This window comes from Nostoc sp. PCC 7107 (assembly GCF_000316625.1).
GTDB lineage: Bacteria > Cyanobacteriota > Cyanobacteriia > Cyanobacteriales > Nostocaceae > Nostoc_B.
In genome coordinates this window covers 1,523,601-1,550,411 of the sequence record NC_019676.1, presented here as the reverse complement: position 1 = coordinate 1,550,411, position 26,811 = coordinate 1,523,601, and the positions used below count along the sequence as shown (strand labels likewise).

At 40.0% G+C, this 26,811-nt stretch carries 21 protein-coding genes and 1 riboswitch; of the genes, 13 read left to right on the top strand and 8 right to left on the bottom strand.

Annotated elements, in window-relative coordinates; translation table 11 throughout:
* The first annotated feature begins 616 nt into the window (after positions 1–616).
* Entirely contained in the window at positions 617–835 is a 219-nt protein-coding gene (locus tag NOS7107_RS06650) for a DUF4327 family protein (protein ID WP_015112211.1), read from the top strand.
* Between the two features lie 71 nt (positions 836–906).
* On the opposite strand, the gene NOS7107_RS06645 is transcribed toward NOS7107_RS06650, so the two are convergent.
* The 7 genes from NOS7107_RS06645 to NOS7107_RS06610 all read right to left on the bottom strand — a co-directional run bounded on the left by NOS7107_RS06645 (position 907) and on the right by NOS7107_RS06610 (position 9,424).
* Positions 907–2,166 carry an FHA domain-containing serine/threonine-protein kinase gene (locus tag NOS7107_RS06645; protein ID WP_015112210.1) on the bottom strand — a complete coding sequence of 420 codons (1,260 nt, stop codon included), beginning with the start codon at positions 2,164–2,166 and terminating at the stop codon, positions 907–909.
* A gap of 81 nt (positions 2,167–2,247) precedes the next feature.
* Positions 2,248–4,236 (bottom strand): serine/threonine phosphatase, encoded by a 1,989-nt coding sequence (locus NOS7107_RS06640; RefSeq protein WP_015112209.1) that lies wholly within the window; start codon positions 4,234–4,236, stop codon positions 2,248–2,250.
* Positions 4,237–4,471: 235 nt separating this feature from the next.
* Positions 4,472–5,797, bottom strand: a complete 1,326-nt coding sequence (locus NOS7107_RS06635) for a PAS domain-containing sensor histidine kinase (protein ID WP_044499772.1) — start codon at positions 5,795–5,797, stop codon at positions 4,472–4,474.
* A gap of 202 nt (positions 5,798–5,999) precedes the next feature.
* Positions 6,000–6,629, bottom strand: a complete 630-nt coding sequence (locus NOS7107_RS06630; protein WP_015112207.1) for an rRNA large subunit pseudouridine synthase E — start codon at positions 6,627–6,629, stop codon at positions 6,000–6,002.
* A 239-nt stretch (positions 6,630–6,868) separates the two neighbouring features.
* Positions 6,869–7,662, bottom strand: a protein-coding gene (locus tag NOS7107_RS27660) for an IS5 family transposase (protein ID WP_085999800.1) whose coding sequence is annotated in 2 segments (ribosomal slippage) — positions 6,869–7,323 and positions 7,323–7,662 — 795 coding nt in all. Because the reading frame shifts where the segments join, the coding sequence is not laid out codon by codon here.
* A 161-nt stretch (positions 7,663–7,823) separates the two neighbouring features.
* Positions 7,824–8,288 (bottom strand): HEPN domain-containing protein, encoded by a 465-nt coding sequence (locus NOS7107_RS06615; RefSeq protein ID WP_015112206.1) that lies wholly within the window; start codon positions 8,286–8,288, stop codon positions 7,824–7,826.
* Entirely contained in the window at positions 8,285–9,424 is a 1,140-nt protein-coding gene (locus tag NOS7107_RS06610) for a DUF262 domain-containing protein (RefSeq protein ID WP_015112205.1), read from the bottom strand. Before NOS7107_RS06610 ends, NOS7107_RS06615 begins: the two co-directional genes overlap by 4 nt.
* Before the next feature lie 117 nt (positions 9,425–9,541).
* A riboswitch (TPP riboswitch) is annotated at positions 9,542–9,638 on the top strand.
* 8 nt (positions 9,639–9,646) lie between these two features.
* On the opposite strand from NOS7107_RS06610, the gene thiC reads away from it, so the two are divergent.
* The 8 genes from thiC to NOS7107_RS29820 all read left to right on the top strand — a co-directional run bounded on the left by thiC (position 9,647) and on the right by NOS7107_RS29820 (position 20,511).
* A complete protein-coding gene (gene thiC, locus NOS7107_RS06605; RefSeq protein WP_015112204.1) occupies positions 9,647–11,020 on the top strand; it encodes a phosphomethylpyrimidine synthase in 1,374 nt (457 codons plus the stop codon).
* 132 nt (positions 11,021–11,152) lie between these two features.
* The gene (locus NOS7107_RS06600) at positions 11,153–11,599 is read left to right on the top strand and encodes a hypothetical protein (RefSeq protein WP_015112203.1); all 447 of its coding nucleotides are present in this window, start codon (positions 11,153–11,155) and stop codon (positions 11,597–11,599) included.
* 412 nt (positions 11,600–12,011) lie between these two features.
* Positions 12,012–14,483: a BsuBI/PstI family type II restriction endonuclease gene (locus NOS7107_RS06595; RefSeq protein WP_015112202.1), complete on the top strand. Its 2,472-nt coding sequence runs from the start codon at positions 12,012–12,014 to the stop codon at positions 14,481–14,483.
* Between the two features lie 192 nt (positions 14,484–14,675).
* Positions 14,676–15,050, top strand: coding sequence for an NINE protein (locus NOS7107_RS06590; RefSeq protein ID WP_015112201.1), 375 nt, complete (start codon positions 14,676–14,678; stop codon positions 15,048–15,050).
* Between the two features lie 14 nt (positions 15,051–15,064).
* On the top strand, positions 15,065–15,598 hold the full coding sequence (locus NOS7107_RS06585) for a ComEA family DNA-binding protein (RefSeq protein ID WP_044499770.1): 534 nt from the start codon (positions 15,065–15,067) through the stop codon (positions 15,596–15,598).
* A gap of 755 nt (positions 15,599–16,353) precedes the next feature.
* Positions 16,354–17,229, top strand: a complete 876-nt coding sequence (locus tag NOS7107_RS06580) for an SDR family oxidoreductase (protein ID WP_015112199.1) — start codon at positions 16,354–16,356, stop codon at positions 17,227–17,229.
* Positions 17,230–17,307: 78 nt separating this feature from the next.
* A complete protein-coding gene (locus NOS7107_RS06575) occupies positions 17,308–18,798 on the top strand; it encodes a hypothetical protein (RefSeq protein WP_015112198.1) in 1,491 nt (496 codons plus the stop codon).
* A 183-nt stretch (positions 18,799–18,981) separates the two neighbouring features.
* Positions 18,982–20,511 carry a DUF2808 domain-containing protein gene (locus NOS7107_RS29820; protein WP_015112197.1) on the top strand — a complete coding sequence of 510 codons (1,530 nt, stop codon included), beginning with the start codon at positions 18,982–18,984 and terminating at the stop codon, positions 20,509–20,511.
* A gap of 373 nt (positions 20,512–20,884) precedes the next feature.
* Here the strand turns inward: NOS7107_RS29820 and NOS7107_RS06565 are convergent, their stop codons facing one another.
* Positions 20,885–22,243: a sensor histidine kinase gene (locus NOS7107_RS06565; RefSeq protein WP_015112196.1), complete on the bottom strand. Its 1,359-nt coding sequence runs from the start codon at positions 22,241–22,243 to the stop codon at positions 20,885–20,887.
* A gap of 833 nt (positions 22,244–23,076) precedes the next feature.
* Here NOS7107_RS06565 and NOS7107_RS06560 point away from each other — a divergent pair.
* The 4 genes from NOS7107_RS06560 (at position 23,077) to NOS7107_RS28460 (ending at position 26,735) form a co-directional block, all read left to right on the top strand.
* Positions 23,077–24,132: a permease gene (locus tag NOS7107_RS06560; protein WP_015112195.1), complete on the top strand. Its 1,056-nt coding sequence runs from the start codon at positions 23,077–23,079 to the stop codon at positions 24,130–24,132.
* A 110-nt stretch (positions 24,133–24,242) separates the two neighbouring features.
* Complete coding sequence (locus tag NOS7107_RS06555; protein ID WP_015112194.1) at positions 24,243–25,004, top strand: TIGR03943 family protein; 762 nt, start codon at positions 24,243–24,245, stop codon at positions 25,002–25,004.
* Between the two features lie 110 nt (positions 25,005–25,114).
* Positions 25,115–26,608 carry a hypothetical protein gene (locus tag NOS7107_RS06550; protein WP_015112193.1) on the top strand — a complete coding sequence of 498 codons (1,494 nt, stop codon included), beginning with the start codon at positions 25,115–25,117 and terminating at the stop codon, positions 26,606–26,608.
* Positions 26,580–26,735, top strand: coding sequence for a hypothetical protein (locus NOS7107_RS28460; protein WP_157373981.1), 156 nt, complete (start codon positions 26,580–26,582; stop codon positions 26,733–26,735). Before NOS7107_RS06550 ends, NOS7107_RS28460 begins: the two co-directional genes overlap by 29 nt.
* Positions 26,736–26,811 lie beyond the last annotated feature (76 nt).

The following is a 26,811-nucleotide window of genomic DNA, read 5'->3' as shown; positions in this document are numbered from 1 at the left end:
GTCAGAAATACTGAGGTGCCAGCAAGCCTCCAGTTATGAGAGTACCCAGCACCTTAAAGAAACTATCATCTAGATTGTAAAGTTTTTATAATTCTTCAGTGGCATACTCAACTAATGAAATATGTAGCTAGGCTGCTGTTTAATCTCTATGAAAAAATTAATTATTTATAAATTTTTGTAATAAATATATTTACTGTTATATGTTTGCGATATCTTGGATTACATCTAAATATACGCGGTAAACTCTCCTTCACCGTGTCTTAAAAACCTCAAACCATCCAAAATCCTTGTTTCTCAAACAATTACTCACATACTTAATGGCTGAGGTAGATAAACTTCTCTAACTTCAACTTGTGTTATCAGTGCAACTGTCAAGATGTCTCATTTTTTCGTTACGCATACACGATGACTTGTAAGGAAACTTCTGAGTTTTGTGGTGGTAATTACCGTACAAAACCGAATTTCCTCCCAAATAAGCAGTGTTTGTTATGGTATAGTTAGAAAGTTAAGACTAGCTTTACCAATTCCAACGCTCTACGCATCGATAACAATTGCCAAGCGGAAAGCAGTTTTGATTAAGCATTTACCCAAACGAAATCTGAATTCAATCTAGGTTATGACTCAGCAAGTAATTCACCCAATGGTGAAATTGCAGCGTAACGTGCAATCACTCGTAGAATCCAATATCATCAAACCAACTGATAGCATTTGGAAAATTGCCTTTCTCTATGGCAATGACTGGCAGCACTGGAAACAGGAACTGTTAGATTTTGGCTTCAGTATGCAAGACCCAATCAGTGAACTGCTCTCAGTAGACGCATGGGATGAAGAATAGGGAGTGAGCAAGGGAAGCAAGGAGTAAATAGTTATTTACTCCTCCCAAATCCCGAATGACAACTACCTAATCTATACCTTGCAAGCGGCTAATGCAGTGGCTAATTCCCTAGCAGTTTGATAGCGATCTCGTGGCAATGGCTCTGTAACACATTCAATCACCTCTCTGATTTGGGGTGTAATCGTGGGAGAGTTTGCCACATCAAACCGGAAATTTCGTCCTTTTTGGCGGAAAAATTTAAAAGGATTTTCCCCAGTCAGCAGAAAAATTAGTGTCGGCCCAATGGCATATAAATCTGATTGAATCAGAGGTTGTCCCCGTTCTTGTTCGGGGGCGCAATAACCTTCTGCACCAATTCGAGTTCCTGGTGTCGTACCAATTTCTTTAACAGCACCAAAATCTAGCACCACTATATGATTATTGGCATTTCGCACTATCAGGTTAGCGGGTTTGATGTCACGATGAATTAGTGGTGGTTCTTGGCTATGCAAATAGTCTAAAATTTCGCAGGTTTGAATCATCCAGGCGATCGCTTTGCTAGGCGTTACCGGCCCAGTCATCTGGACAAGTTTTTCCAAATCTTGCCCATGAACTAATTCCATCGCCAAGTATTTTTTTCCACCTTCCACAAAAAAGTCATAATACTTGGGGATACCTGGATGATTTAGTGATTTCAGCGTATGAGCTTCCCGCTCAAACAATTCTTGAGCTTTAGCAATTTTCGCCATATCAGCGTTCATTTGCTTTAAGACCAAAAGTTGCGGATTTTCACTCATCCAGCCTTTAGTATCCCAAGCTAAATAAGTGGTACCCATACCACCTTGCCCTAAAGTTCGCAACACCTGATACTGACGAATCGTCTGTTGCACGGATAGTGGTTGACCACAATGGATGCAAAACAAATTTTGTGGAGAGTTACCTTCATGGGTACAAGTATAAGCGGCTCTGGCAGGGTCATGACTTAAGGACACTGATACAGCCAATTTTTCTTCTGCTGCATTACTTTCGGGTAATATCTCTTGAATTTGAAATTGCAGTATTGGCCCTCCCTGTGCCAGTTGCAGAACTGCATTATTAGGTAGTGGACTTTGAATTACTAAAATGCCATTGAGGAAAGTACCATTTGTGCCTTGGCTATATATCTGCCAAGATTCATCATTGTTATCAGCCCTGATTTGCCTGAGTTCTAGATGATGTCGGGAAACCAAACTATCGGATAAAACCACATGATTATCCGCCGCTCTGCCAATCCGAATCACGGCGGAGTTATCAAAGCACCACTGTTTCAGAGGTGTTTTGTTTTGTGGTTCTAACAGTGTCACAATAACCACAATAAAACCTGCATAAAAAATAGAGAGTAGGAATTAATAAGTTAAAAATTAAAAGTAAAAAGACTTTTAATTTTTAACTTTTTACTTTTGACTTTCCATGTTTGGGCGGACTTTTGCCCGTACAAGTATTGCAGTAATGTTGTCATGACCATTTTTTTGGTTTGCCAAATCAATTAATTCGTTAACACCCTGTTCTAGGTTAGCGCCAGAACTTAGCAAAGGAAGTAAATGAGTATTCCAATGGGTTTCTAGTAAATCATTATCTGATAAACCGTCAGAAGCGAGGATGAGCAAACTATCTTCATTAATGTCAAAAAATTCAACATCAGGGTAGATGGCGCTTTCGTCACGCGGCCCCAAAGCTTGCGTTAATTGATAAGCATCTGGACGTGCATAAGCTATACTGGGTTCTACTCCCCGTGCTATTTCTCGCTGTCCAACTTCATGGTCTACGGTGATTTGTTCTAGCCCTCGTTTGCGAGTTAAGCGGTAGAGGCGGCTATCTCCCACATGAGCAACTACTACTTCCGTATCTTGAATCAAGAGGATTACTAAAGTAGTACCCATACGCCCAACTCCCGAACGGGCATCTTGTTGATTTAACTGATAAATTGCTTCATTGGCTAAATAAACTGCTTCGCGCATATTCTCTTCAGTTGGGCGCTGGTCAGTTGTCCAAAGTTCTTGGAAGTATTGCCGGACTGTGTTAACAGCCAATTCACTAGCTATTTCACCACCAGCATGACCACCCATTCCATCGCAGAGGATATACAAACCGCGGGCTTGGAAGACTCGGTTCTTGGGAAATTCTAGCTTCTCAACTTTCGTGTCGATACCAAAGTAGTCTTCGTTGTGCTGACGCTGACGACCTACGTCTGTGCGTCCGACATCTTCTAGACTGCTTAATTGCATTGACAGCACAATTGTGGGTAAATCATCATTTTTACCAGCACTGTCTTCATCTCGTGCGTTTTCTAACTGGATGATAGTGGGTGCAGTTGGATGTTGGTTGGCGGTTGGCGAAAAACTGGGAATTGGCGATGCTTCTAGTTCTGTAGCGATCGCTTCTAGGCGCGATCGCAACTGGGCGATCATTTGAATTTTCCCTAGTTTTAAATCCTCAAAAATCTGCAATACAGCACCAAATTGTGTACGTTGAGATTGCCTAAATAACTCCTGCCAAATTTCCCCTAACACTTTCACACTAAAAGGCTGTTCTGTTAGTGATAATGTCTCATCTTCAGCTTCGGCATTTACTTCTGCCTCCACCTCCCCATACAATCTTGCTAAAGCTAGTGTTTGGTCTTCATCCAATCGCAGATTCGACAATTCCAGCAAACTTTGACGACATTTCACTGGTTCTAATACTGCCCAAAGTTGGGTCATTTGATAAAGCCAATGTAAAATTTGTAACGAACTTGTTGTCTCTTCTTTCCAGAGTTCAATTAACCTTGTCCAATCAGAACGGTCTTCAATTAGCAAAATCTGCGTATTACCTTCTTGCCAAGCATCATGAATTACTGGTATTTCTGCTTGCCCTTTTGATTGTAATTGTACATAAGCTTTAGCTAACCGAGTAATTTTAATTTCTCTACCTGCGGATGTTAACAATCCTTGGTCTTGATTTTCTAATACTGCTTCAATGGGTGATATTTGATACGGTTGACAATCCAAAACTCGTACACAAAATTCTGTCTGGGTTGTATTCTCTTCTGAGATAGGTAGAGGTTCTAAGAGTTGATAACGTTGTTCTTTATCTATGTAAGAACCTACTTTTAACACCGGTCTTGCAGCAAGCGGTACAGTATATTCCGTGGAAAAAGGTAAAGTTGGTAAATCATCCTGAACATCTTGCCAACTGCCTAATTCCCAGTCCCCGCTTCCTTCTTTTGTAATAATGGCCGACCAAACTTGTCCACACTCTGCACCGCAGTTATCACAACTTTGGGCATTTAATGGTACTTCTGTACCACATTCATGGCAAACCAGATGAGTTAGGGATGTGCCACAGTTTTGACAAAATTTATTAGCTTTGGGGTTTTCAAATTTACACTGAGGGCAAATCAGCATAGTGGAAGTTCCTTATATTCCCGTTCCAAGGTGCTTCTAGCCACTAATATCCAAAGTGCCACAATTTAGTTGCCCCTGCCTACAGTAGACCTACAAGAGATTGTGGTTGCACCAGTGAATGTTGGTGGCAGTATTAATTGTGACGCATATTAGCTAAATATTTGAGATAACGGCAAATAAATTTTTGCTGATCAAATATCATAAGCAATATTGACTTTGCTCATAAATTTTCTTTTTACTTTTTACTTACTTGACGATGCAATGGTAATTGGATGGTAAAACAGGTAAGATTTGACCCACTTTCTACCTCTATTGTTCCTCCTAATTGCTTAATTAATTTTTGAACTAATGCCAGTCCTAATCCTGTGCCACCTTGCTTCCACGGATCATTACTAGGAATCCGGTAGAATTTTTCAAAAATATGTGTTAATTCTGAACTGGAAATTTCTACACCCGAATTGATCACATGGAATTGGATATTTTGTGAGTTTAATTGGGTGGAAATAGTGATTTCACTCTCCGACGGGCTAAATTTACAGGCGTTAGTTAGCAGTTCTATGAAGATACGCTCTAGGCTAAAAGGGTCGCAAGCCAGTGGCGGAAGATTAGGTATGATACTTAAAATTACCCTTTGCTTACATATAGCGCGATTACGTGCTTGAAATAACTCTACAACCCGCCACAGCCATTGTTGGACTTGAATAGTTTCTAATACCCAAGGTTTCGCACTGCTATCTAACCGTTTTAAATCGAGAAAGTTATTAATCAGGTTGATTTCGCGATCGCACTCGTTATCTAGAATTTCAAAATAGCGAGATGCTTTTGAGCGTTCTGCTGCTGGCTTGGCCATTTCCAACAAAAAATTTTGTTCTTTGTGTAGGGCAATTCCTAGCATTTGAATCGCCATTTTCATATTTGTCAATGGTGTACGGAGTTCATGGGAGACTGTACTGAGAAATTCTTCTGTGAGGCGACTGAGGCTTTCCATTTCTGCCAACTGAGTCTGCATTGTAGTTTGGCTAGTTTGTTGGCTAACTTCTTTTTGCTTGTAAGTGGTGATGTCTTGACACACCATCAGAATCACCGGACTCTTCTCATGAGAGTCTTGATCAGGCGATATCTGGACTGTAGTTTTGACCCATGTAATCTTACTATCAGGGCAGTTTAGGCGATATTCTCCATTAATAGATTCATCGGGTTGAGCAGCACTGCAAAGCTTAATGAATACCTCAGATAGTTTTTCCTTGTCTATTGGCTCAAACAAACTAAACACAGGAGTTTTGATTAATTGTTCAGGTGTGTAACCCAGACAGTTAGCGCCGAACTGGTTTACAGACACAATTATTCCTGCTGCATTCAAACTCAGGTAAATCGTCGGTGTATTTTCATAGAGGTTTCGATACCACTGGAGTTCTGCTTGTGTACGCCGTAGCATTTCTGCCGTGTACAGTTCTAAATCTGAGGTTCGTTCAGGCACAAGTTCCAAGCGAGCCGGAGGTGCTGACAAGGTATCTTGTTGTTGGTGGGTTTGATGCCAGAGCGATCGCTGATTCAAGCTCATAAGACGTAAAATTGTACTCACAGGCTAAAACTCATTAATAGGGAATAAAAAAAACTTATTATACTTTTTTTGATTACATTTAACCAATTACAGCCAAAAAGATTCATTCCCAGTGTTTAATGCTTTCCATTGATAGCTAACACCCACAGATTATTCATCACGTTTATTTACATCTATTGATTAATTGACCCAAAAAATTTATTCACTCAGAAAATTTAGGCTGCTTAGTTCTAGATGCTGAAGATTTGTTCGGTAAGTTATGCAGCAATTTGAGTTCCGATACACTCAACTCGCGCCACTGGCCTAGTTGTAGTCCATCCAAATTAAGATGGGCTATACTCACCCTGATGAGTCGCAAAGTGGGAAACCCTACAGCCGCAGTCATCCGCCGCACTTGACGATTTTTGCCTTCTGTCAAAGCCATTTCTAGCCAAGCTGTCGGCACATTTTTGCGAAATCTGATGGGTGGGTGGCGCTCGCCCACTGGTGGATCTTCGGGTAACAGTCTCACTTTTGCCGGGCGAGTGCGGTAATCTTTGATTTCTACACCCGTTTGCAATTTGGTTATAGCATCTGCATCGGGAATCCGCTCTACTTGTACCCAGTAACTTCGCTGATGTCCAAAACGCGGATCAGACAGCCGATGTTGCAATTTGCCATCGTTTGTCAACAGTAATAACCCTTCACTGTCCCAGTCCAAGCGCCCTACCGCATAGACATCAGGCACATCGATATAATCTTTGAGAGTGCTATGGTTAGGTGTTTCCTGAGTAAATTGACAGAGAACACCGTAAGGTTTATGAAAAATTAGATACCGAAAGCTATTGGTCATTAGATATTGTCTATTTTTTATACTCCTAGAATTCTCCATTTAGACTTAACAGAGTTAACTGAGTTAAATTATGCAAAAATTTGGAAATTTTAATAAAAACCAGATACAGATGAGTTGATTATGCTTAACTCTAAGATTTGTCGGCGAATGAGATTTCAATAAGGCGATCGCCCAAAAATTTCTGGCGTTTAGAAAGGTGAGGTGCGATCGCTTTCAGAGACTATTTATAAAGTAAATCTTTAGACGACAAGACGACGCAACATAATCCGAGTCATAACAGCATATATAGCAGCTTCACTCATTTCGGGTAGGCGCTCATAATCTTTGCTGAGACGATGATATTGGTTAAACCACCCAAATGTTCTTTCGACTACCCAACGTTTCGGTAAAACCTGAAATTCTGACTCGGTACGCCGTATGACTTCAACATGAGCTTGGATCATCAACCAAACACAAAGAGCAAACTTATCACCGTCATAACCGGAATCAACCCATAAAACTTCAACTTTCTCAAGTAATTCAGGACGCTCCTCTAACAATTCCATCAAAGCATAGGCAGCAAGCACTCGCTCTGGGGCATTTGCTTCACTTACAACCACTTTCAACAATAATCCCAGGCTATCAACCAAAGTCTGTCGCTTTCGCCCTTTTACCTTTTTACCGCCATCAAAACCGTACACATCCCCCTTTTTTGGTCAGTTTTAACTGACTGACTGTCTGCGGCGAGGGCGCTGGGTTGTGTTGATTTACCTAATTTTAAGCGAACCTGACCGCGTAATGAATGGTTTAATTTTTCCCATACCCCTTTGCGCTGCCATTTGCGGTAGTAGTTGTATACAGTTGAGCTGGGCGGGAAGTCTCCCGGAAGCATATTCCATTGGCATCCTGTCTTCAGGTGATAGTAGATAGCGTTGCATACCTCCCGCATATCAGTTGTGCGCGGGTGTCCTCCTTCTTTCGCTGGTGGAATCAAGGGGGCTAGGATTTCCCACTCCATATCTGTTAAGTCTGTGGGGTAAGACTTTCGCGCCATACCTAACTATGTAAATACACTACGTTTAATGTATCTTATCGTTGTCATAACTCTTTTCTTTTCGCTTTTAGATTTACTTTATAAATAGCCTCTAAGCATCAACAATACATTAATAATTATCGTATTTAATATTTTAAATTGTTTTAATATGTATAATCATACTAAGGGTTACATTGATTTTCAATCATTTGAATCACTTTAAATGCTTTTTCATAATAGTCTTTTATTGTTGCATACGTGATACCAACATCTTGACCATGTGCAATATTATTTCTGTTAGCAACAATACTATCAATTGCGTCTTTTAATTCACCTTCAGTAGCTTTTCTCAGATTGGATTCCCATTGTAGGCTAAATGCTCCTGTTAACTGAAGTATTTTTTCCATTTTAGGGTTTTGTAAATCATCTAATTTACGTTCTACAAAATTAGCTATATTTGGAATGGCCTTATTTTTTGCATATTGACTATATATTGCACGTACTGAATTTTCTATAAAGCCTGAAACTAATATACATAAATATCTTGCCCAATGTGCTTTAAGCTCATTGTCATCTGGTAAATGATTAACTTTTTCAAATAGGTTATCCAGTTTTTGTTTAGCCCGCATCACCTCACGATTTTTCATTCTATTTCAGCAAAAGCATTTATAGCTTTTTCTATTCTCTCTTTTACGTTTTCTTCCTCAGAAGTACGTGCAGTCTTTACAGTTACTTCTAGAAAACTTGGATCTTCTAAAAGATTTGTATATTGTAATTTTAATTGTTCACAGTCATTGATATCAGATTTTTCGAGCCGACGAGCAACGCCTATCATAACGGCATCAAATACAGAAGCGTTTAGCGTTCTTTTAGGTTTAAAAGCTCTAGTACCAATACATTGATAAATTTTATTGATTGTTGTTTCAAATACATCTCTAATTTTTTCTCCAGAATAGTATTTAAGATGTCTATTTTTTCCCATAAATTTATTAAGAAATTCTTTTAATGGTCTTTTGTATTCATTACCTTTAAAATAAAGTGCAAGAAAACGAAGGATAAGTTCTTCATCCCTCATTCTTATATTTTTGTCATTTTTACCATATATGGAGCGCCAAGCAGAATTATTATTAAGTTGCTTTAACAAGTCATTAAATTCTCCATGATAAATAGAAGAACGAATTTCTTGGGACTCTAAAGTTGTACCACCTGTATTCAATCTTTGAAAAATATGGTAAATACTACTGTCATCTTCAGAGGGTTCATCTTGGTTGACGATTGTTGCGTGTATGATTGAATCATCTAATCTACGGCGATCTTCATCAGATAAGGACTGGTATGTTAGTTCCTCAAATTGAGGTTGTACACCTTTAAGAGCAAACTCTTTATCTTTACCATTAACTTGAAATACTCCAACATAAAAATATTGAAGAGTACGCAATCTTTGTTGGCCATCAATCACTAACAGTTTTTGCGTTTCTTTTTCTTTTGATAAAAAGATACCTGGAACCGGTAGTCCAAGTAAAAGTGATTCTATAAAACGTGAAGCTTGCTCCAACTTCCATACATAATGACGTTGAAGTGAAGGGATGTATATACTGCCGTTTTCTAATCGTTTTACAAGGCCATCAACAGGGTAATCTGCTCCATAACTAGTAATGGAGTATTGAAATGGAAGTATTTCATCTCCCTCATCTTCCCAATTTTCTGGACTTTTAGTTAAAGTTGCTTTATCCATAAAACCTTGTAAACTCTGCGCGTCGCTATTTGGTTCAATTGTGTTCATCCTTCAGCGTCGCCTCTTGATACTTCATTACAAAATTATTATAGCGATCGCACTCCCCCATACCTCATAAATTGTTAACTTCCTTGCTCTCCACCCTAAACAAGGTGATACAATCTACATCCATGCTAGGGGTGCCTAAATCATCAGGCTGAGATCACACCCTTAACACCTGAGTCTGGGTAATACCAGCGGAGGGAAGCTGTTTATTGAGGAATTTCAATCATGCGGAAAGAATGGGTTGCCAAGCGGCGTGGGCAGAGCAATGTAACTCAAATGCACTACGCACGTCAGGGTGTTATCACCGAAGAAATGGCTTACGTTGCCCAGCGGGAAAATCTTCCTGCTGACTTGATTCGTGAGGAAGTAGCACGGGGACGAATGATTATCCCGGCTAACATTAATCACACCAACTTAGAGCCGATGGCTATTGGTATCGCTTCTAAGTGCAAGGTAAATGCCAATATCGGTGCTTCACCCAACTCTTCTAACCTTCAAGAAGAAGTAGATAAATTGCAGCTGGCGGTGAAGTATGGTGCTGATACCGTGATGGATTTATCCACAGGTGGCGGTAACTTAGATGAAATTCGCACAGCTATTATCAACGCCTCACCCGTTCCCATTGGAACAGTGCCAGTGTACCAAGCTTTAGAAAGCGTCCACGGCACAATTGAAAACCTCACCGCCGATGACTTTCTCCACGTCATCGAAAAACACGCCCAGCAAGGGGTAGACTATCAAACCATCCACGCTGGTATTTTGATGGAGCATTTGCCTTTAGTCAGAAACCGCATCACAGGGATTGTTTCTCGTGGTGGTGGTATTTTGGCACGGTGGATGCTGCATCACCATAAACAAAACCCGCTTTACACCCACTTTCAAGACATTATTGAAATTTTCAAGAAATATGATGTTTCCTTCAGCTTGGGTGATTCCCTACGTCCTGGCTGTACCCATGATGCTTCCGACGCTGCACAATTAGCAGAACTTAAAACCCTCGGACAGTTAACTCGCAAAGCTTGGGAACACAATGTACAGGTGATGGTTGAAGGGCCTGGACACGTCCCAATGGATCAAATTGAATTCAACGTCCGCAAGCAAATGGAAGAGTGTTCTGAAGCACCATTCTATGTGCTAGGGCCTTTGGTAACAGATATTGCTCCTGGTTACGACCACATCACCTCCGCTATTGGCGCAGCAATGGCTGGTTGGTATGGTACAGCAATGTTGTGCTACGTTACACCTAAAGAACACTTGGGATTACCTAATGCTGAAGATGTCAGAAATGGGTTGATTGCTTATAAAATAGCAGCACACGCCGCTGATATCGCTAGACATCGCCCTGGTGCAAGAGACAGAGACGACGAATTATCTAAAGCTCGTTACAACTTTGACTGGAACCGTCAGTTTGAGTTATCCCTCGACCCTGAAAGAGCGAAGGAATATCACGACGAAACTTTACCCGCAGACATCTATAAAACGGCTGAATTTTGCTCGATGTGTGGGCCGAAGTTCTGTCCGATGCAAACTAAGGTTGATGCTGATGCACTGACAGAGCTAGAGAAGTTCTTAGCGAAGGAACCTGTAACTCAAGGTTAAGATAAGTTTCGTGAAACATCGTTATTGGGTTGAACCTAGTAACGATGTTTTGGGAATTATAAAGTAGTGAATAACTATAGCTGAAAGCAAAGTGATATTTCAATATAGTCATCAACCTACTGGATCAGTAACATGGATTTACATCTTTTGAAATGGACTAAAAACGTGAGACGTGACGATGGTGATTGGGCGTATTCACCATGCAAAGTCCATGATCTCTTTAAACTGGCTTGGAGAGATAATGAAGATGATGCCCGTAGACCTGAAAAAGACGATTTAATTTTGCTCAGACAGCGCGGATATGTCACTCATTTAGTAAAAATTCTTGATTACAAACCTGAACGTGAGTCTGGGAAGGGTGATTATGATATTTATCGAATAGTTGAGGTATTGTGGACTATTGATTTTGTTCATCCACCAGCATCAGCAAGAGCAGAGAAAATGTTTGATTATTCAGCAGTTCTGCACTATGAAGGTGGGAACGTGATGAAATTAGATGAGTTGCCCACTTTTAAGAGCCGTTGGGATATTGATGGTGGTTTAAAAGGGTTTCAAACCCACATCCAGAATTTATTGTAGTTGTCAAGTAGTTGTCAAGCGATCGCTTTTAGAACTACATACTTGATATAAAAATATTATTTACTTAAATGACTCAAGGACTTACGCACTGTACAAATTAATCATGGTCTTTCTGAGCCAAGATTTAGGGGATTCTCCCCCAAGCCCCCCGATTGGGGGACGCAACCGTCACCCAAACCCCCTCCAAATATTTCTGCGGTTTTTTTGTTTAGCCTTTAAAGCACATTTCCAGTTAGTGAAGTACACTACGTCAACCTCAGAGATATAACTAAAATGTGTTTGATTACTGAAGTAGATGAGTTTTTAACCCTACGCATATTTGGTTTTTTCTATCAATGAGTAAAGAGGAAATTTAGGATATCTGAAGCTATTAAACGTAGCCTGCAAGTAAGCTAATTTTTTTCACATCAAAATGACGACATTCCTCACAGACTCGACTGATATTAAAAGGGTTCATTTCTCCTCAAAACTGAATTTAAAACAGCGCAGTGAATTGGGACAGTTTTTCACTCCCGCTCCAGTTGCACAGTTGATGGCGAGGAAATTCAGCAATTTATCTGGTCATATTAGTCTTTTAGATCCGGGGGCTGGAGTTGGTGCGTTAACTGCTGCATTGGTCGAACAGCTATTAGCAAATCCTCACAATGTCGAAAGTTGTTTGCTCACAGCGTATGAAATTGAATCAGCTTTTATCCCATCTTTGAGACAATGCCTGACAGAATGTTGTATCGCTTTAGAAAAAATCGGAATTATAGCAAATTATTGCTTATATCAAAAAAGTTTTATTCAGGATATTAGTGAAATAGATTTACCACTTTTTAATCAGTCATCTAATAGCTTTACCCATGCAATTCTTAACCCACCTTATAAAAAAATTAATAGCCAATCAATTGAAAGAAAAATCCTGGCACAACTAGGAATTGAGACTGTAAATTTATATAGCGCATTTGTTTGGCTAACTGTTTTAAATTTGTCTGACAACGGAGAAATAGTTGCTATTACGCCTAGAAGTTTTTGCAATGGCCTTTATTTTAGACCTTTTAGGCAAGCTTTTTTGCAAACTATGGCACTCGCAAAAATTCATATATTTGAAAGTCGTTCAGCCGCTTTTACAGAAGATAAAGTATTACAAGAAAATATTATTTTCCACGCGATAAAAACTAAAGTTAGACATAAAAATGTAGAAATCACTAGAAATATTGAAAGCAAGTTAGATGAATTTGCAGAACTGAGGTATGTTCCTTATAACCAAGTTGTTGATACTCATGATTCTGAAAGTTTTATTCATATTGTGACCAACTCTCTTGAAGATTATTTGAGAGCGCAAATGAATCAATTTTCATCTACTTTAGATGACCTTGGCTTAGAAGTTTCGACGGGGCCAGTTGTAGATTTTCGGCTCAAATCAGCGTTGAGAACTTGTTGCGATGATAACAGTGTGCCATTGATTTATCCAGAAGCTATCAAGGCAGGAAAAGTATGTTTTCCCCCGAATAATCCTCGTAAAGCGATCGCTATTACACAAAACCCAGAAACAGCAAAATGGTTAGTACCATCGGGTTGGTATGTTTTAACAAAGCGGTTTTCTGCTAAAGAAGAAAAGCGTCGTGTTGTGGCTGCTGTGTCTTCTCCAGGGGATTCCTTGGTCATTGGTATAGAAAACCACTTAAATTACTACCATGCTCAAGGTCAGGGAATGAACCCTGATTTAGCACGAGGTTTAACAGCATTTCTCAATTCAACTTTATTAGATAGTTACTTCCGCCAATTTAGTGGACACACACAAGTCAACGCTACAGACTTACGTAAACTTAAATACCCCAGCAAAGATGATTTAATTCGATTAGGAAGCCAAATTGGTGATTCTCACTTAGATCAGAAGCAACTTGATCAAGTTGTTCATCAAACTTTGTCGATTATGAGCGAAGCCATAAATGCAATTCAGGCGAGTAAACGAATTGAGGAGGCGTTAGCAATTCTCAAAGCTATTTCTGCTCCTAAAGCTCAACAGAACGAACGTTCAGCACTGTGTTTACTGGCTTTAGCAGATATTCGCCCTGACACACTTTGGTATCAAGCAACAGCGCCAAGACGCGGAATTACAGAAATGATGGATTGGTTTTGTGATCACTACGGTAAACAATATGCACCGAATACACGCGAAACAGTGCGAAGACAGACAATGCACCAGTTTGTGCAGATGGGGATAGTTGTGGAGAATCCAGATCAACCCAATCGACCAATTAACAGTCCAAAATGGTGTTATCAACTTCATCAACAAGCATTCTCGCTGATTAAATCCTACGGTTTTGAGCAATGGGAAGAAGCTCGTCACAATTATGCTATTTCAGTGACAAATTTATTGCAGGACAGAAAGCGAAATAGACCAATAATTCCTGTAACCCTACCTAATGGTCAAGCTATTCAGCTTTCATCAGGTGGACAGAACTTATTAATAAAAGACATTTTAGAAAGTTTCTGTCCTAAATTTACACCAGGAGGTTTTGTTCTTTATGTAGGTGATGCTGGAAATAAGTTTATTATCAATGAAACTCAGAAATTTCGAGAACTGGGAATTGAGATAGACACTCACGGTAAAATGCCAGATATTGTAGTTTATTATGAGCAACAAGACTGGCTGATATTAATAGAGGCTGTAACAAGTCATGGCCCGGTAAACTTGAAACGCCGCAACGAATTAAAGCAACTTTTTCAGTCTAGCCGTAAAGGATTGGTGTTTGTAACTGCCTTTCCCAGTCGTCAGGAAATGACTCGGTATCTAGCTGAAATTTCTTGGGAAACAGAAGTGTGGATAGCAGATCAACCTGATCACATGATTCATTTTAATGGGGAAAGATTTCTTGGACCTTATGAAGACCTATAATCACGATCGCCTTTAATCTCACCCTCAACACCCATGCGGCCCAACCTTGCTAAGAATATTTTAAGATAGCATCAGGATAGGGCTGGATTTTGGCTATCTTTAGAGACGATATGATGCTGAACTTATGTGGTTATTTTGCTACGATCGCTGTTTGATTGACCTAACTGTGATAGTGGTAAATTTATAATAAATATGTTAACGAAACGCAAAAGCCGCAGTATCGCCGCTGTTCTAGCTTTTTCTGGTACACTAACCATTTCAGGCTTACACAAGTTTTATTTGGGACAGCCATTGTGGGGGATTTTATATGTTCTGCTTTCTTGGACACCAATCCCCAAGGTAGCTAGTGCTATTGAAGGTGTTTGGTATTTAGCCCAAGATGAAGAAGCTTTTGACCGAAATTTTAATCAGGGTAAGTCACCCGTCAAGTTTTCTCAACAAACAAGTAATCAAGTGGAAAGCATCGCCAAAGCTTTGCGTGAGTTAGATACACTCCGCCAAGATGGTTTGATTTCGGAATATGAATTTGAGCAAAAGCGCCGCCAGCTGCTCGACCAAATTTCTTGATATAAGTAAAGATGATGCACAATTGGCTACCTTTAAACTTCAAGTTACAAAAACTTCGCGCCAAATTGCTCAATGATCCTTACTATCGGTTGCAATCTGGCGAAGAAATTCAAATAGCGGCACAATTGGGGATTCGCATTGATGCGAATCAAGCAACGGTGGATGATTGGTTGCGCTTACCGGGTTTGTCAATTCACCAGGCGCGATCGCTTGTCGAACTTTCCCGTTCTGGGGTTAAATTTTACTGTATCGAAGATATTGCCGCAGCGTTGAGTTTACCTGTGCCGCGTCTCAAGCCATTAGAACCACTACTGCATTTTGTTTACTATGACAATGAATCTCTGGTTCATTCCACTCATTTAGTTAACCCAAATACCGCCACAGTCGAGATGTTGGAGCAAACGCCATTTATTGATGTATCTCTGGCTCAAGCTGTGGTGGAAAATCGCCTAACATGTGGAGCATACCGTAATTTAGCCGATTTTCAGCAAAGATTACAGTTGTCTGCCGAAGCGATCGCTCAATTAATGTATTTTCTGCGATTTTAATTAATAGCTGGTTGCCATTTGTCATCTTGTATTTTTCTACTAAATTTAATCAATATACACAGATTTATCAAATTATTTATTAATTAAAAGATCCCCTTTCTGAAATCATTGATCCCTGTCTTATTGCATAAGGTGGACATAAGACTTTTATAGACAATGCCAGCTAGATTAAGATAAAACTTATCATCAAATACTTATACGCAGGGACTTTCAAGCTGATTCCCTATTCTCTAATATTATGACTTTTTGCGTCTTTATTCTGTCTTTTAGTCCATATCAGCTTCCTCTATCTCGCTGAATCTGTAGACTTCACAACTGATTGTCAAGGAATGGTGATATTTATCTAGCAGTATTCATAAAAACTTATTTCCCAAAATATTTGATATATATATCCTCTTGGTTACAAAGTGTTAAGAAATTCTTATTAAAAAATATTGCTACTACTTGATTTTGTTGTTAACGTGTGTTTAGCAACGCTGCTGATCAACGCTCTGAATCTAAAAGAGGTAAAAATTATGAGCCATATCTATTCAGCCAATAGCGTAAAGTATTGATTTGCCATTTGGAAGGCAGAGAGAGGATTTCCGCAATGCAGATTGACACAAAAATATCGGATTTGCTCACATCTGAGTTCTCCTCTGAAATTCAACAATAATTGATGATTTGTCTTACCCGCGGGAAACGAGTAGCTGTAATTGCGTCTATCTGCAAACCAAAAACGTGGATTAAGACTTAAATTCTGGAGATGAAAACTGATGAAGATTCAAGGTAATGTTGCTCTAATAACAGGGGCTTCTCGTGGTATTGGTAAAGCGATCGCCCTAGCGCTGGCGCAACAAGGAATGAAAAAGCTAATTTTAATCGCACGCGATCGCCAAAAATTAACTGAAGTCGCGGAAGAAATCGAAGCGCTGGGAACAGAAGCCGTCATCATGACACTAGATTTAACTCGCGCCACTGAAGTAAATATTGCTGTAGCGCAACTATGGCGCAATCATGGCCCAATTCATCTACTGGTAAACTGTGCAGGAGTTGCATATCAAACTTCATTCTTGCGTTCTAAACTTTTCCAAGTGCAAGAAGAACTTTCGGTGAATTTGTTGGGAATGTATACCCTCACTAGTTTGATTGCTCGACGGATGGCTAGTCAAAGACAAGGGATAATTGTCAATGTCTCTAGTTTAATGGGGAAAGTCGCTGCACCGACGATGGCAACATATTCAGCCACCAAGTTTGCCATCTTAGGATTTACCCAAGCCTTACGCCAAGAACTAGCCGAGTACAATATTCAAGTCAAAGCCTTATTACCTTCTCTCACCGACACAGATATGGTGCGCGACTTGCAACTATTCCGTTGGGTGATCCCTATGACACCGCAACAAGTAGCGCAAGCATTGATAGTCGGATTGCAGAATGATGCACCAGAAATTTTAGTAGGATGGCAAAGTCATCTAGCTGTGTGGTGTCAACGCCTCGCCCCTTGGTTGCTGGAGTTGATTTTAAAAATCGCCACACCACCAAAACAGCAGCACGTTGTTGAAAAACCCAGTCTATTAAGCAGAATCAATCGTTTCTGCGATTCCTTCTTTTCGAGGAATATGGATTCGTTGCTGTCTCCACGTAAGTCTTAAGAGATTGTAGGACGCGATCGCCTACTGCAACAATAAAGATACAGTATGAGGGATGAAAAGTTTTATTCCTCATACTTTATGCTTTCCTTACCTACAACTGTCCCACCAGAAATCATTGATGGCTTACCAAGTATTTCTGGATGGGAAAATGAGGTGCTTGCTGTAGTCAACCACAACGAACCCGTTTTTTTACCCTCAACTAATATCAAGTTAGAGGATGTCAATGCAGTATTTGCGATCGCCTTACACATGCACCAGCCAACTATCCCCGCAGGATACAACGGCGAACTGATCAGCAATCTGCAATATATGTTTGAACATCCTAACGAAGGCGATAACCACAACGCTGCGCCTTTTGCTTATTGCTATAGCCGGATGGGAGATTTTATTCCCGAACTTGTTAGCCAAGGTTGCAATCCCCGCGTTATGTTAGATTACTCTGGCAATTTGTTGTGGGGATTGCGTCAGATGGGACGCAACGATATCCTTGACAACCTCAAACGGATTACTTGCGCTCCTACTTATCAACCTTACGTTGAATGGTTGGGAACAATGTGGAGTCATGCTGTTGTTCCTTCCACACCAATACCCGATATTAAATTACATATTATTGCTTGGCAACAACATTTTGCAGCTATTTTTGGCTGGGAAGCCTTGGCGCGAGTCAAAGGTTTTTCGCCGCCAGAAATGCACCTACCAAACCACCCCGATACCCTATTTGAATTTATCAAAGCACTCAAAGAATGCGGTTATCGCTGGTTACTAGTCCAAGAACATTCTGTAGAAACAATTAATGGTGAATCTTTAAGTTACAAACATCTACCACACCGTTTAATTGCCCGTAATTCTCAAGGCGAAACAATTAGCATCACCGCTTTAATTAAAACTCAAGGTTCTGATACAAAACTAGTTGCTCAAATGCAACCATACTACGAAGCAAAAACCCTCTCGAAACAAAAAATAGGTAATGTATTAGTACCACCAATTGTTAGTCAAATTGGTGATGGTGAAAATGGTGGCGTGATGATGAATGAATTTCCCAGTGCTTTCAAACAAGCTTGGTGGGATATGGTCAATCATGGTGGTGGAAAATCTGGCGTTATTGGGGTGTGCGGCACAGAATATTTAGAATTAATTGAAGCCGCAGGTTGCAACCCAGAAGATTATCCAGCTTGTCAACCAATCGGACAATATCAAATTTGGCAGAGAGTTGCACCTGATAATTGTCACCCTGAAGCTGTAGAAAATGCCATCCAAGAATTAAAACAAAGTAATCCTAATTTTCATGTAGATGGTGCTTCTTGGACGAATCATATCAGTTGGGTCAAAGGATATGAAAATGTGTTGTCTCCGATGAACCAACTTAGCAAGTTATTTCATGAAAAAGTAAATAAATCACTGTTAAATGGTGAATCTGAAACGATTACAAAACAATCTCAATACCGCCAGACATTACTATATAATTTCTTACTGCAAACTAGCTGTTTTCGTTATTGGGGACAAGGTACTTGGACAGACTATGCCAGAGAAATTTATCAACGTGGTGAAACTTTGTTACAAGCAAACTGATAAATTAACAACATATTAGTGAGGATGGGCATGATCATGCCTATCCTAAAATCTTTTCGTTCTTTGCGGTTAGTTAAAAAAATTTAGGTAATCTAACAATGGAATAGGAGTACAATGAATTAAAATTTAGATTAGATAATCAAATTTTAATTTTTATATAGATATTGAGTGAGAAGTAACAAAATGTTGTGGCAAAAATGGCAACTATTGTTAGGAACTGCGGCACTATTGTGGCCATTAACGTTTAGTTTAACTCACCCAAAGATAGGAGAAAGTGTAGCGATCGCAGGCAAAGCTATTGCCCAAAATCCAGTCCTTGTTCAACGTCAACAACGCACGGCGCTGATTATTGGTAACGCCAATTATAAATTGACGGATACCTTAGCGAATCCTGTCAATGATGCCACAGATATTGCTAAATCCTTAGAACAATTAGGATTTAAGACCATACTACTCAAAGATGCAAATTTACGGCAGATGGAAGAAGCTATTGAGAACTTTAATCGCCACTTGCGTCAAGGAGGAGTAGGACTATTTTACTTCGCAGGCCACGGAATCCAAGTAGACGGAGAAAATTACTTAATACCCGTAAATGCTCGGCTGAAACGAGAACAGGATGTACGTTATGAAGCAATGCCTGTGGGCAAAGTGCTAAATGTTATGGAAGATGCGGCTAACGATGCCAATTTTATTATTTTAGATGCTTGCCGGAATAATCCCTTTGCTAGTCGTCAATGGCGTTCTTTACAGCGTGGTTTAGCTGCACCAACACAAGCCGTTAAAGGTACGCTTATTGCTTATGCTACTGCACCCGGAAAAGTTGCCCTAGATGGAGATGGGCGCAATAGCCCCTACACTACAGCTTTACTACGCCATATGAAAACTCCCAGCTTAGATGTGGAGCAAATGTTTAAACAAGTGCGGACTGAGGTACTCAAAACAACTGGTGGAAAACAAACGCCTTGGGAATCTTCTTCTTTAGTAGGTTCTTTTGCCTTCAATCAGACAAATGATAGTAATAGAAATAATTTGATAACTTCAGTTGCTAAACCTCAGCCATCTCTGAATCAACCACCAGTCACTACCTCATCACCACAGATTACACCAGCAAAAATCAACTCATCGTCAATTCCATCATCTCGTGTGACATCACCGAACGAGCCGCCACCTACTCCAGCACCATCACCTCGTCTTACATCACCGAAAGACAAGCTGGTACATACTCCAGTACCATCTGCTTTGCCAAACAGAATCTCTTTTGTCCAACACCCGCGCTTAGTCGAAGTAGTAAGCACTTACAATCAAGTCAATACCCTAGGAGCAACTTATTACTTTACAATTCAAGTACCAAAAGAAGCTGGAACAACGTTGCAAAAAATTACGATTAACCAGCATGAAGGTTTAGATGACATCAACTTTCAACTCAAAAACATTGCAGCTTTTGAAGGAACACGTTCTGAGAAAGGAAAGAAGCTAAGTTTAAGAGATATTAGCAAAGACCAAAACACTAGGACAGTATCAATTACTTTTGACCCGCCAGTAAATCCTGGTACACAAATTACTATTGCTTTGTACCCAGAACAAAATCCTCAAAGAGAAGGTGTTTATTTCTTTGGTGTTACCGCATTTCCGACTGGTGAACAATCCAATGGTCAATTTTTGGATTTTGGCATATTGCATTTTTATAAAAATACTGGAAGTTTAAATTCCTGATATTGCAGCATTAATTTTAGGACTTACGCAGAGTCTATGATTTCTTAGCTACTTAGCGGTACCCTTCGGAAAGCCGCTTCTAGTCTACGATAAATTAAGCTTTTTGGGAATTTTTGCGTAAGTCCTGAATTTTTTCTAGCCTGATAAATTTGACATATTCTTCCGTAGCACATTTACGCGATGTGCAACTTATTCTTAAAACTTCTCCCTTACCAGGAAGAGTAACTGCGTTGCGCGGGTTTCCCGTGCTGTAGCAAGTGGCGTTAGAGACTTTGAGTATTACTCCCCTTCTCTGTCTTTGCTGCGCGAAGATAAGGAAAGGGTTGGGGGTTAGGTTTGAAAGAAAATTGCACACTGCATGATACTCATAACTTTACACCAAAGGCAAAAGTATTTTAAATTCTGAGCCTACACCCACCTGAGAACGGAAATCTAATTTACCACCATGTCTAGCTGTAATAATTCGGTAACTAACACCTAAACTAGTTTCTATATCAGCCCGTTTATCAGTAGAGAAAGAATCCAAAATTTGTTTTTGAGATTCTTCCGACATTCCAGGACTATTGTCAACAATGCTAATGCAAACCCAACGAGAATCTGGCACATTTGGTTGGTTTGCTGTTTGTGAAATAACTGCTGTAGTAATGACAATTTGAGGTTGGTTGCTGTTATGACAACTCTCTTGTTGAAACTGCTGTCTCACTGCTTCATCTAATAAACCATCCACAGTTTGACTAAAAATATTCATTAAGACTTGGTGTAATTGCCCCATAAAACAAGAAACTGGGGGGACTTTACCATATTTTTTCACAATCTCGATCTCTCCTTTTAAGCGACTTTTCAGCAGGAGAATAATCCCATCTATACAAGCATTAATATCTACTGGTTTGGGATAAATTTCATCAATATGACAGAAATTTTGTAAACTTGTGACGAGTTTTTTTAATCTTTCTGCGCCAGTGTGGGCGCTTGTCAAAGCTTTAGCTAAATCTTCTTCTAAAAAATCAAATTCAATTTCTTCTTTAAGGTAATTAATGGTGGCGGAACTTTGGGGTAAATCTTCAGCGTAAGCTGCTATTAACTTGAGTAAATCTTGACTATATTTAGATATATAAGTTAAATTTCCCCAAATAAATCCTACAGGGTCTAAAATTTCGTGAGCTACGCCATCAACTAAACGCCCTAAGCGTGCCATTTTATCATTTTGAATCATTTGTGCTTGGCTACGTTCGTAGCGTACCTGAGTTTCAATTCCCCGAATTTGCCAAGCAGCTAGATTCAAATCATGAATATCTAATAATTTGTAAGTATTTGTCTCTGTTTGCACAACAATAGGTTCAGGAAAAAGTTCAGGCGATCGCTTGAGTGTATGCTGCATTGCTGTTAAGATTGTTGTTGTCTCTGGTAACAGTAAAATTTCTGTGCGTGCATAGCTGTAAAGCTCGCGTAAATTAGCTTTAGCAAATAACTCTTGTCCGAATGGACGAATGAAAAATTCTAGTATTCTGCGGCGAGAAATCATTCCCAAGAATTTTCCTCTTTCTATCAACACCACTCCTGGTAATTGTGGGTATTTTTCCAAATAATTGGCTAATTCAATACATGTACAACTAATATCTACACCAAAGTCGTACATTGGCAGTTCTTGGAGATTTGACTCTAAACTGAGGTAGTTATGGCTGGCAATAGATAAAACTGGTTGTGAGATTAAAGAAGTGAATTCTGATGACACTGGCAACCCTGATATATATAAATTTTAAAGAGTAATTAATAAATAAAATGCTGGTATTTTAAAGTCTACTGAGTAACTCTTCAGCACTAAATATCACTATATGGTGCAAGTTAAACAGACAGAAAAAGTTGATAAATGGCAAATTGATAACCTCACACATTATTTTTATGTGTAAATTTCGACTTGAATCTTTATTTTATTAACAGATGAATAATTTAAACAACTTAATTCATCAAAATATTAACTAATAATAACAAAAATGATAATTTGCCAGATTTTAGGCAGTAGTAGCCGTGAAAATACTTGGAGTCTTTTTGAGAATTAGCGCTATACATAATTTTTACTAAAAATATTCCAAATTGGTATTGCCGTTTGCTAGTTTCTGGAGTAGAAATCAACCACGACTAATCGCTAATTTACCAAAAGTAAGTTAAAACACGGATATCAGCAACTAGAAGCGATCCCCAAATGTTTAAACTCTGTAAATACTTGATGAAAATGCGTGGAAGATAACACAAAAATCAGCTAATTTACAGTAAGTATAAACATTAGGTAATTAAACGTCACCTAGTCTTATACCCATCAACCGATAATTCGGAACTATTTCGGAAATCAGACAATCTTCAAAATCGCAATCATCAGTAAATGCACTCATGTAAAATGACTATACTAAAACTAACGGGCGCTATTTAGCGCTTAAGCAAGACTACGAATTAAACATGTTCTGGTTGTGTCAATGATGTTTAATTACCCGTACATGATTTTGATCACCATTTCGATAGAATGACTAGACATAACTTCAAAACTTTAAACCGCTTTTGACTGCGACACCCATGAATCAACTGAGCAATGGTTTCACGATATTTCTGAGTCTGCTAGTCGAAGCGATGCCGTTTTTGCTCCTAGGGGTTTTATTCTCTAGTTTGCTGCTATTTTTTGTTGATGAGCGCAAATTAGTCGAAAAAATGCCCAAAAATCCGCTTTTGGGCGCTTTAGTTGGCAGTATGGTTGGTTTTTTATTTCCGGTGTGTGAGTGTGGCAATGTGCCGGTAGCGCGGCGTTTGCTGATTCAGGGCGTACCCACACCTGTAGCAATTGGTTTTTTATTAGCAGCGCCAACCATTAATCCCATTGTGATTTGGGCAACTTGGACAGCGTTTCGCGATCAGCCAGAAATAGTAGTTTTACGGGTAGTATTTTCTCTATCAATTGCCACAATTGTTGGCTTTATCTTCAGTTTTCAAAAGGACTTGAATCCCATAGTCCAGCCGGCGATCGCCCGTTATATGAAGTTTAATCCCCCAGCTAAAGTAGAACCGCAACGGCGGGGGAAACGTTACCAAATTCCCCAAGAACCAACAACACCAAATTTGTTGCAATCTGGGACATATATTTTGGGTGGAAAAGCAGGTACACCCACACGCATGGATGGGAGCGTATCACCAGCAGATGACCCCCTCGCCAGCCCAAATAAACCACTGGCGGCGAAACTACGCTTGTTGATGGATAACAGTATTCAAGAATTACGAGAACTGGGAGGAGTAATGGTGATTGGTAGTGCGATCGCAGCTGCCATTCAAGTCTTTGCACCCCGTGATTTAATCCTCAGTCTCGGTGCTGGCCCTGTCAGTTCAATCATTGTGATGCTAATTCTGGCAGCAGTTGTCTCTATTTGTTCAACAGTTGACTCCTTTTTTGCCCTGTCTTTTGCCTCAGCATTTAGTAGTGGTTCCTTGCTGGCATTTCTCGTATTTGGGCCAATGATCGACATTAAAAGCGTTGGGTTAATGTTATCTATTTTCAAGCCTAGGACGATTTTTTACCTCTTTGCCTTAGCTGGGCAATTGACATTCTTGTTCACACTGTTTATTAACCTGCATGTTCTTTAGAAAGTGTTGTAAAGCCCTGCGGGCATGGCTGCGCTTAGAGCGGTAGCGGGGCGTTCAGCCCGTGCTGAGTTAAAAGACGGATATGTCTAATGACAAAGGACAAATGACAAATGGCAACTAAACTTCAACGCTTTAATTTATTAATACCTTGGCTGGATGTTTTAGCAATCACAGCTTGGGGAATTTTGATGTTGAAATATTGGCTGACTGGCAAGCTGAACTTGTTGATTCATCCGAATTACTTTGGTTTGGTGGTAGTGGCTGGTATTGGCTTGATTATTGTCGGTTTATTCAAAATGCAGGAACTTTGGCAACGTCGCCGCCGCGATATTGTACCAAACGTCCAGCACATGACTTTGTTTCCGCCTGGTTGGGGTGGTGCTTTATTGTTAACGGCGGCAATTTTAGGTTTCATCTTTACACCACAAGTTTTTGCCAGCGACAAAGCACTGAATCGTGGTGTTAATGATTTACTCGGAACCTCACGTATCAAACCTCAAGCCTTCCGGGCTTCAATTCGCCCCGAAGAGAGATCGCTTGTAGACTGGGTACGGACACTCAATGTTTATCCTGAACCAGACGCATATACAGGGCAACAAGCCAAAGTCCAAGGCTTTGTTATCCGTCCCCCAGATTTAAGTAAAGAATATATGTTTTTAGCAAAATTTGTTCTTTCATGCTGTGCTGCGGATGCTTACCCTGTAGGATTACCCGTGAAATTGTCCGCCAATCAAGAACAGTACGCCCCTGATACCTGGCTAGAAGTTGAAGGACAAATGGCGACAGACAATCTCAGCGGGAAACGCCAACTTACCATTGTGGCTAACTCCGTCAAAAAGATTCCCCAACCTCAAAATCCGTATAGTTATTAGTCAACCAATTTTTAGATGTTAAATTTTGGATTTTGGGATATGGGAATCCGATTTGATAACTGAACATACTCCTATAGGTAAGGAACAGGCAACAGGAAAAAATTTGACCAATGACTAGTAAAACATTTATCCAACCACTAGACCGTGTAGCGATCGCCTTGATGCTGCTGCTGAGTTTGTTGATTGGCTTTATCATCTTACAAGGTGATGTTGTTTCCCCCCGTGTCCGTAACTTTACTTGGCAAAATCAGCAAATTGGTTCAGAAGATATTGCTTTTAGCCTCACCTTTAGCCGCCCAATGGATACGAAAAGCGTTGAGGATAACTTAAAAATTGAGCCGCCACTGGCTGGGAAATTTAGTTGGGCAGGTAGACGGGTAGTTTATACACTATTAACACCAGCCCCTTACGGCACAAACTATAAAGTACAGCTACAACAAGCGAAAGATAAATTTGCCCAGAAAGAAAATAAGACTAAGATTATACAGCCTTTTGTTGGTAGTTTTCGCACCCGCGATCGCGTCATTATTTATGTAGGTGCTAACCCGGAAGAACAAGGGCAGTTAATTCTTTACAACTTAACCCAAGAGCAAAAAAAGGTACTTACCCCTAAAGACATCACAGTGATGGACTTTAAAGCATTTCCAGATGGGGAAAAAATCTTATTTTCGGCTCGCACTACTAACAACGAAGATTTACTCTCTGCCCAGTTGTACACAGTCACCACGGGAATTAGCGGAGAATCAGACACTAAACCAGAAGCAGCGGGTAAAGTTGACTTAATTTTAGATAATAAAGATTATCAAAATCTGAAATTTGACTTATCACCAGACGGACAAACTATCGTCGTCCAACGGGGGAATAAAAATAATCCCGGTGACTTTGGGCTGTGGTATATGCCCACCACCTGGGACAAATCAAAAGCCAAACCCACACCTCAACGTCTGCAAAGCCAACCAGGGGGAGATTTTATGATTACTCCCGATAGTAAAGCCGTTGCCGTTGCTCAAGGTCAAGGTGCGGCAATATTACCACTACAAGCTGATGCGAGTAAACCCTTAGACTTTTTGCCGCAATTTGGTCTAGTACAAGCTTTTTCTAAAGATGGCTCTCAAGCGGCGATGGTAAAATTTAATACCGATTACACACGAGATTTATTTTTAGTCACTAACCAAGGTATCCAAAAACCTTTGTTAAAAACTACAGGCTCAATTATTAATTGCCAATTTGATCCGGCTTCACCCACACTCTATTGCTTGTTGACACAGTTAATCACCCAAGCAGAATATGTAGAGCAACCTTATTTAGTCGCCATCAATCTGACAACTGGACAACAAAAACCGCTGCTAGTTTTACCAGTTGATCAACGGAACGTAGAAATGAGCTTATCACCTGATGGTCTAGGTTTGCTATTTGACCAAGTAGTTGCCCAATCCACCAACGTGCAAACACCTGCAAGTAGTTTAAAAACAGATGACGGTGAAGCGATCGCTACTAGCAGTTTGTGGTTAATGCCATTGTTACCGATTGCTGATGCGGCTGTGACTACTATTAAACCAGAAAAATTACCTTTAATTGGCTTTCATCCCCGTTGGCTACCTTAATTTAGGGTTTGCGGAAAAGTTTTTATCAAAGCGATCGCTCTTTTCTTGGTGGAATCAGGCGATCGCTCAAACTCATTACCCTTACACCCTTACACCCCACATCGTCACACCCCTAATTCCCCTGTAGTCTCACACCCCTGTTCCCTTAAAAGCAAGGTGTTTGGTAAATTATATACAGCGCAGATATTTATCTAGCGCCTGAA

Coding starts and splice junctions, on each gene's coding strand:
- thiC (WP_015112204.1), top strand. CDS start 9,647: ATGCGGAAAGAATGGGTTGCCAAGCGGCGTGGGCAGAGCAATGTAACT.
- NOS7107_RS29820 (WP_015112197.1), top strand. CDS start 18,982: ATGTTGTGGCAAAAATGGCAACTATTGTTAGGAACTGCGGCACTATTG.
- NOS7107_RS06555 (WP_015112194.1), top strand. CDS start 24,243: ATGGCAACTAAACTTCAACGCTTTAATTTATTAATACCTTGGCTGGAT.
- NOS7107_RS06585 (WP_044499770.1), top strand. CDS start 15,065: ATGCACAATTGGCTACCTTTAAACTTCAAGTTACAAAAACTTCGCGCC.
- NOS7107_RS06575 (WP_015112198.1), top strand. CDS start 17,308: ATGCTTTCCTTACCTACAACTGTCCCACCAGAAATCATTGATGGCTTA.
- NOS7107_RS06650 (WP_015112211.1), top strand. CDS start 617: ATGACTCAGCAAGTAATTCACCCAATGGTGAAATTGCAGCGTAACGTG.
- NOS7107_RS06635 (WP_044499772.1), bottom strand. CDS start 5,797: ATGAGCTTGAATCAGCGATCGCTCTGGCATCAAACCCACCAACAACAA.
- NOS7107_RS06595 (WP_015112202.1), top strand. CDS start 12,012: ATGACGACATTCCTCACAGACTCGACTGATATTAAAAGGGTTCATTTC.
- NOS7107_RS06550 (WP_015112193.1), top strand. CDS start 25,115: ATGACTAGTAAAACATTTATCCAACCACTAGACCGTGTAGCGATCGCC.
- NOS7107_RS06640 (WP_015112209.1), bottom strand. CDS start 4,236: ATGCTGATTTGCCCTCAGTGTAAATTTGAAAACCCCAAAGCTAATAAA.
- NOS7107_RS06615 (WP_015112206.1), bottom strand. CDS start 8,288: ATGAAAAATCGTGAGGTGATGCGGGCTAAACAAAAACTGGATAACCTA.
- NOS7107_RS06580 (WP_015112199.1), top strand. CDS start 16,354: ATGAAGATTCAAGGTAATGTTGCTCTAATAACAGGGGCTTCTCGTGGT.
- NOS7107_RS06630 (WP_015112207.1), bottom strand. CDS start 6,629: ATGACCAATAGCTTTCGGTATCTAATTTTTCATAAACCTTACGGTGTT.
- NOS7107_RS06590 (WP_015112201.1), top strand. CDS start 14,676: ATGTTAACGAAACGCAAAAGCCGCAGTATCGCCGCTGTTCTAGCTTTT.
- NOS7107_RS06610 (WP_015112205.1), bottom strand. CDS start 9,424: ATGAACACAATTGAACCAAATAGCGACGCGCAGAGTTTACAAGGTTTT.
- NOS7107_RS06560 (WP_015112195.1), top strand. CDS start 23,077: ATGAATCAACTGAGCAATGGTTTCACGATATTTCTGAGTCTGCTAGTC.
- NOS7107_RS06600 (WP_015112203.1), top strand. CDS start 11,153: ATGGATTTACATCTTTTGAAATGGACTAAAAACGTGAGACGTGACGAT.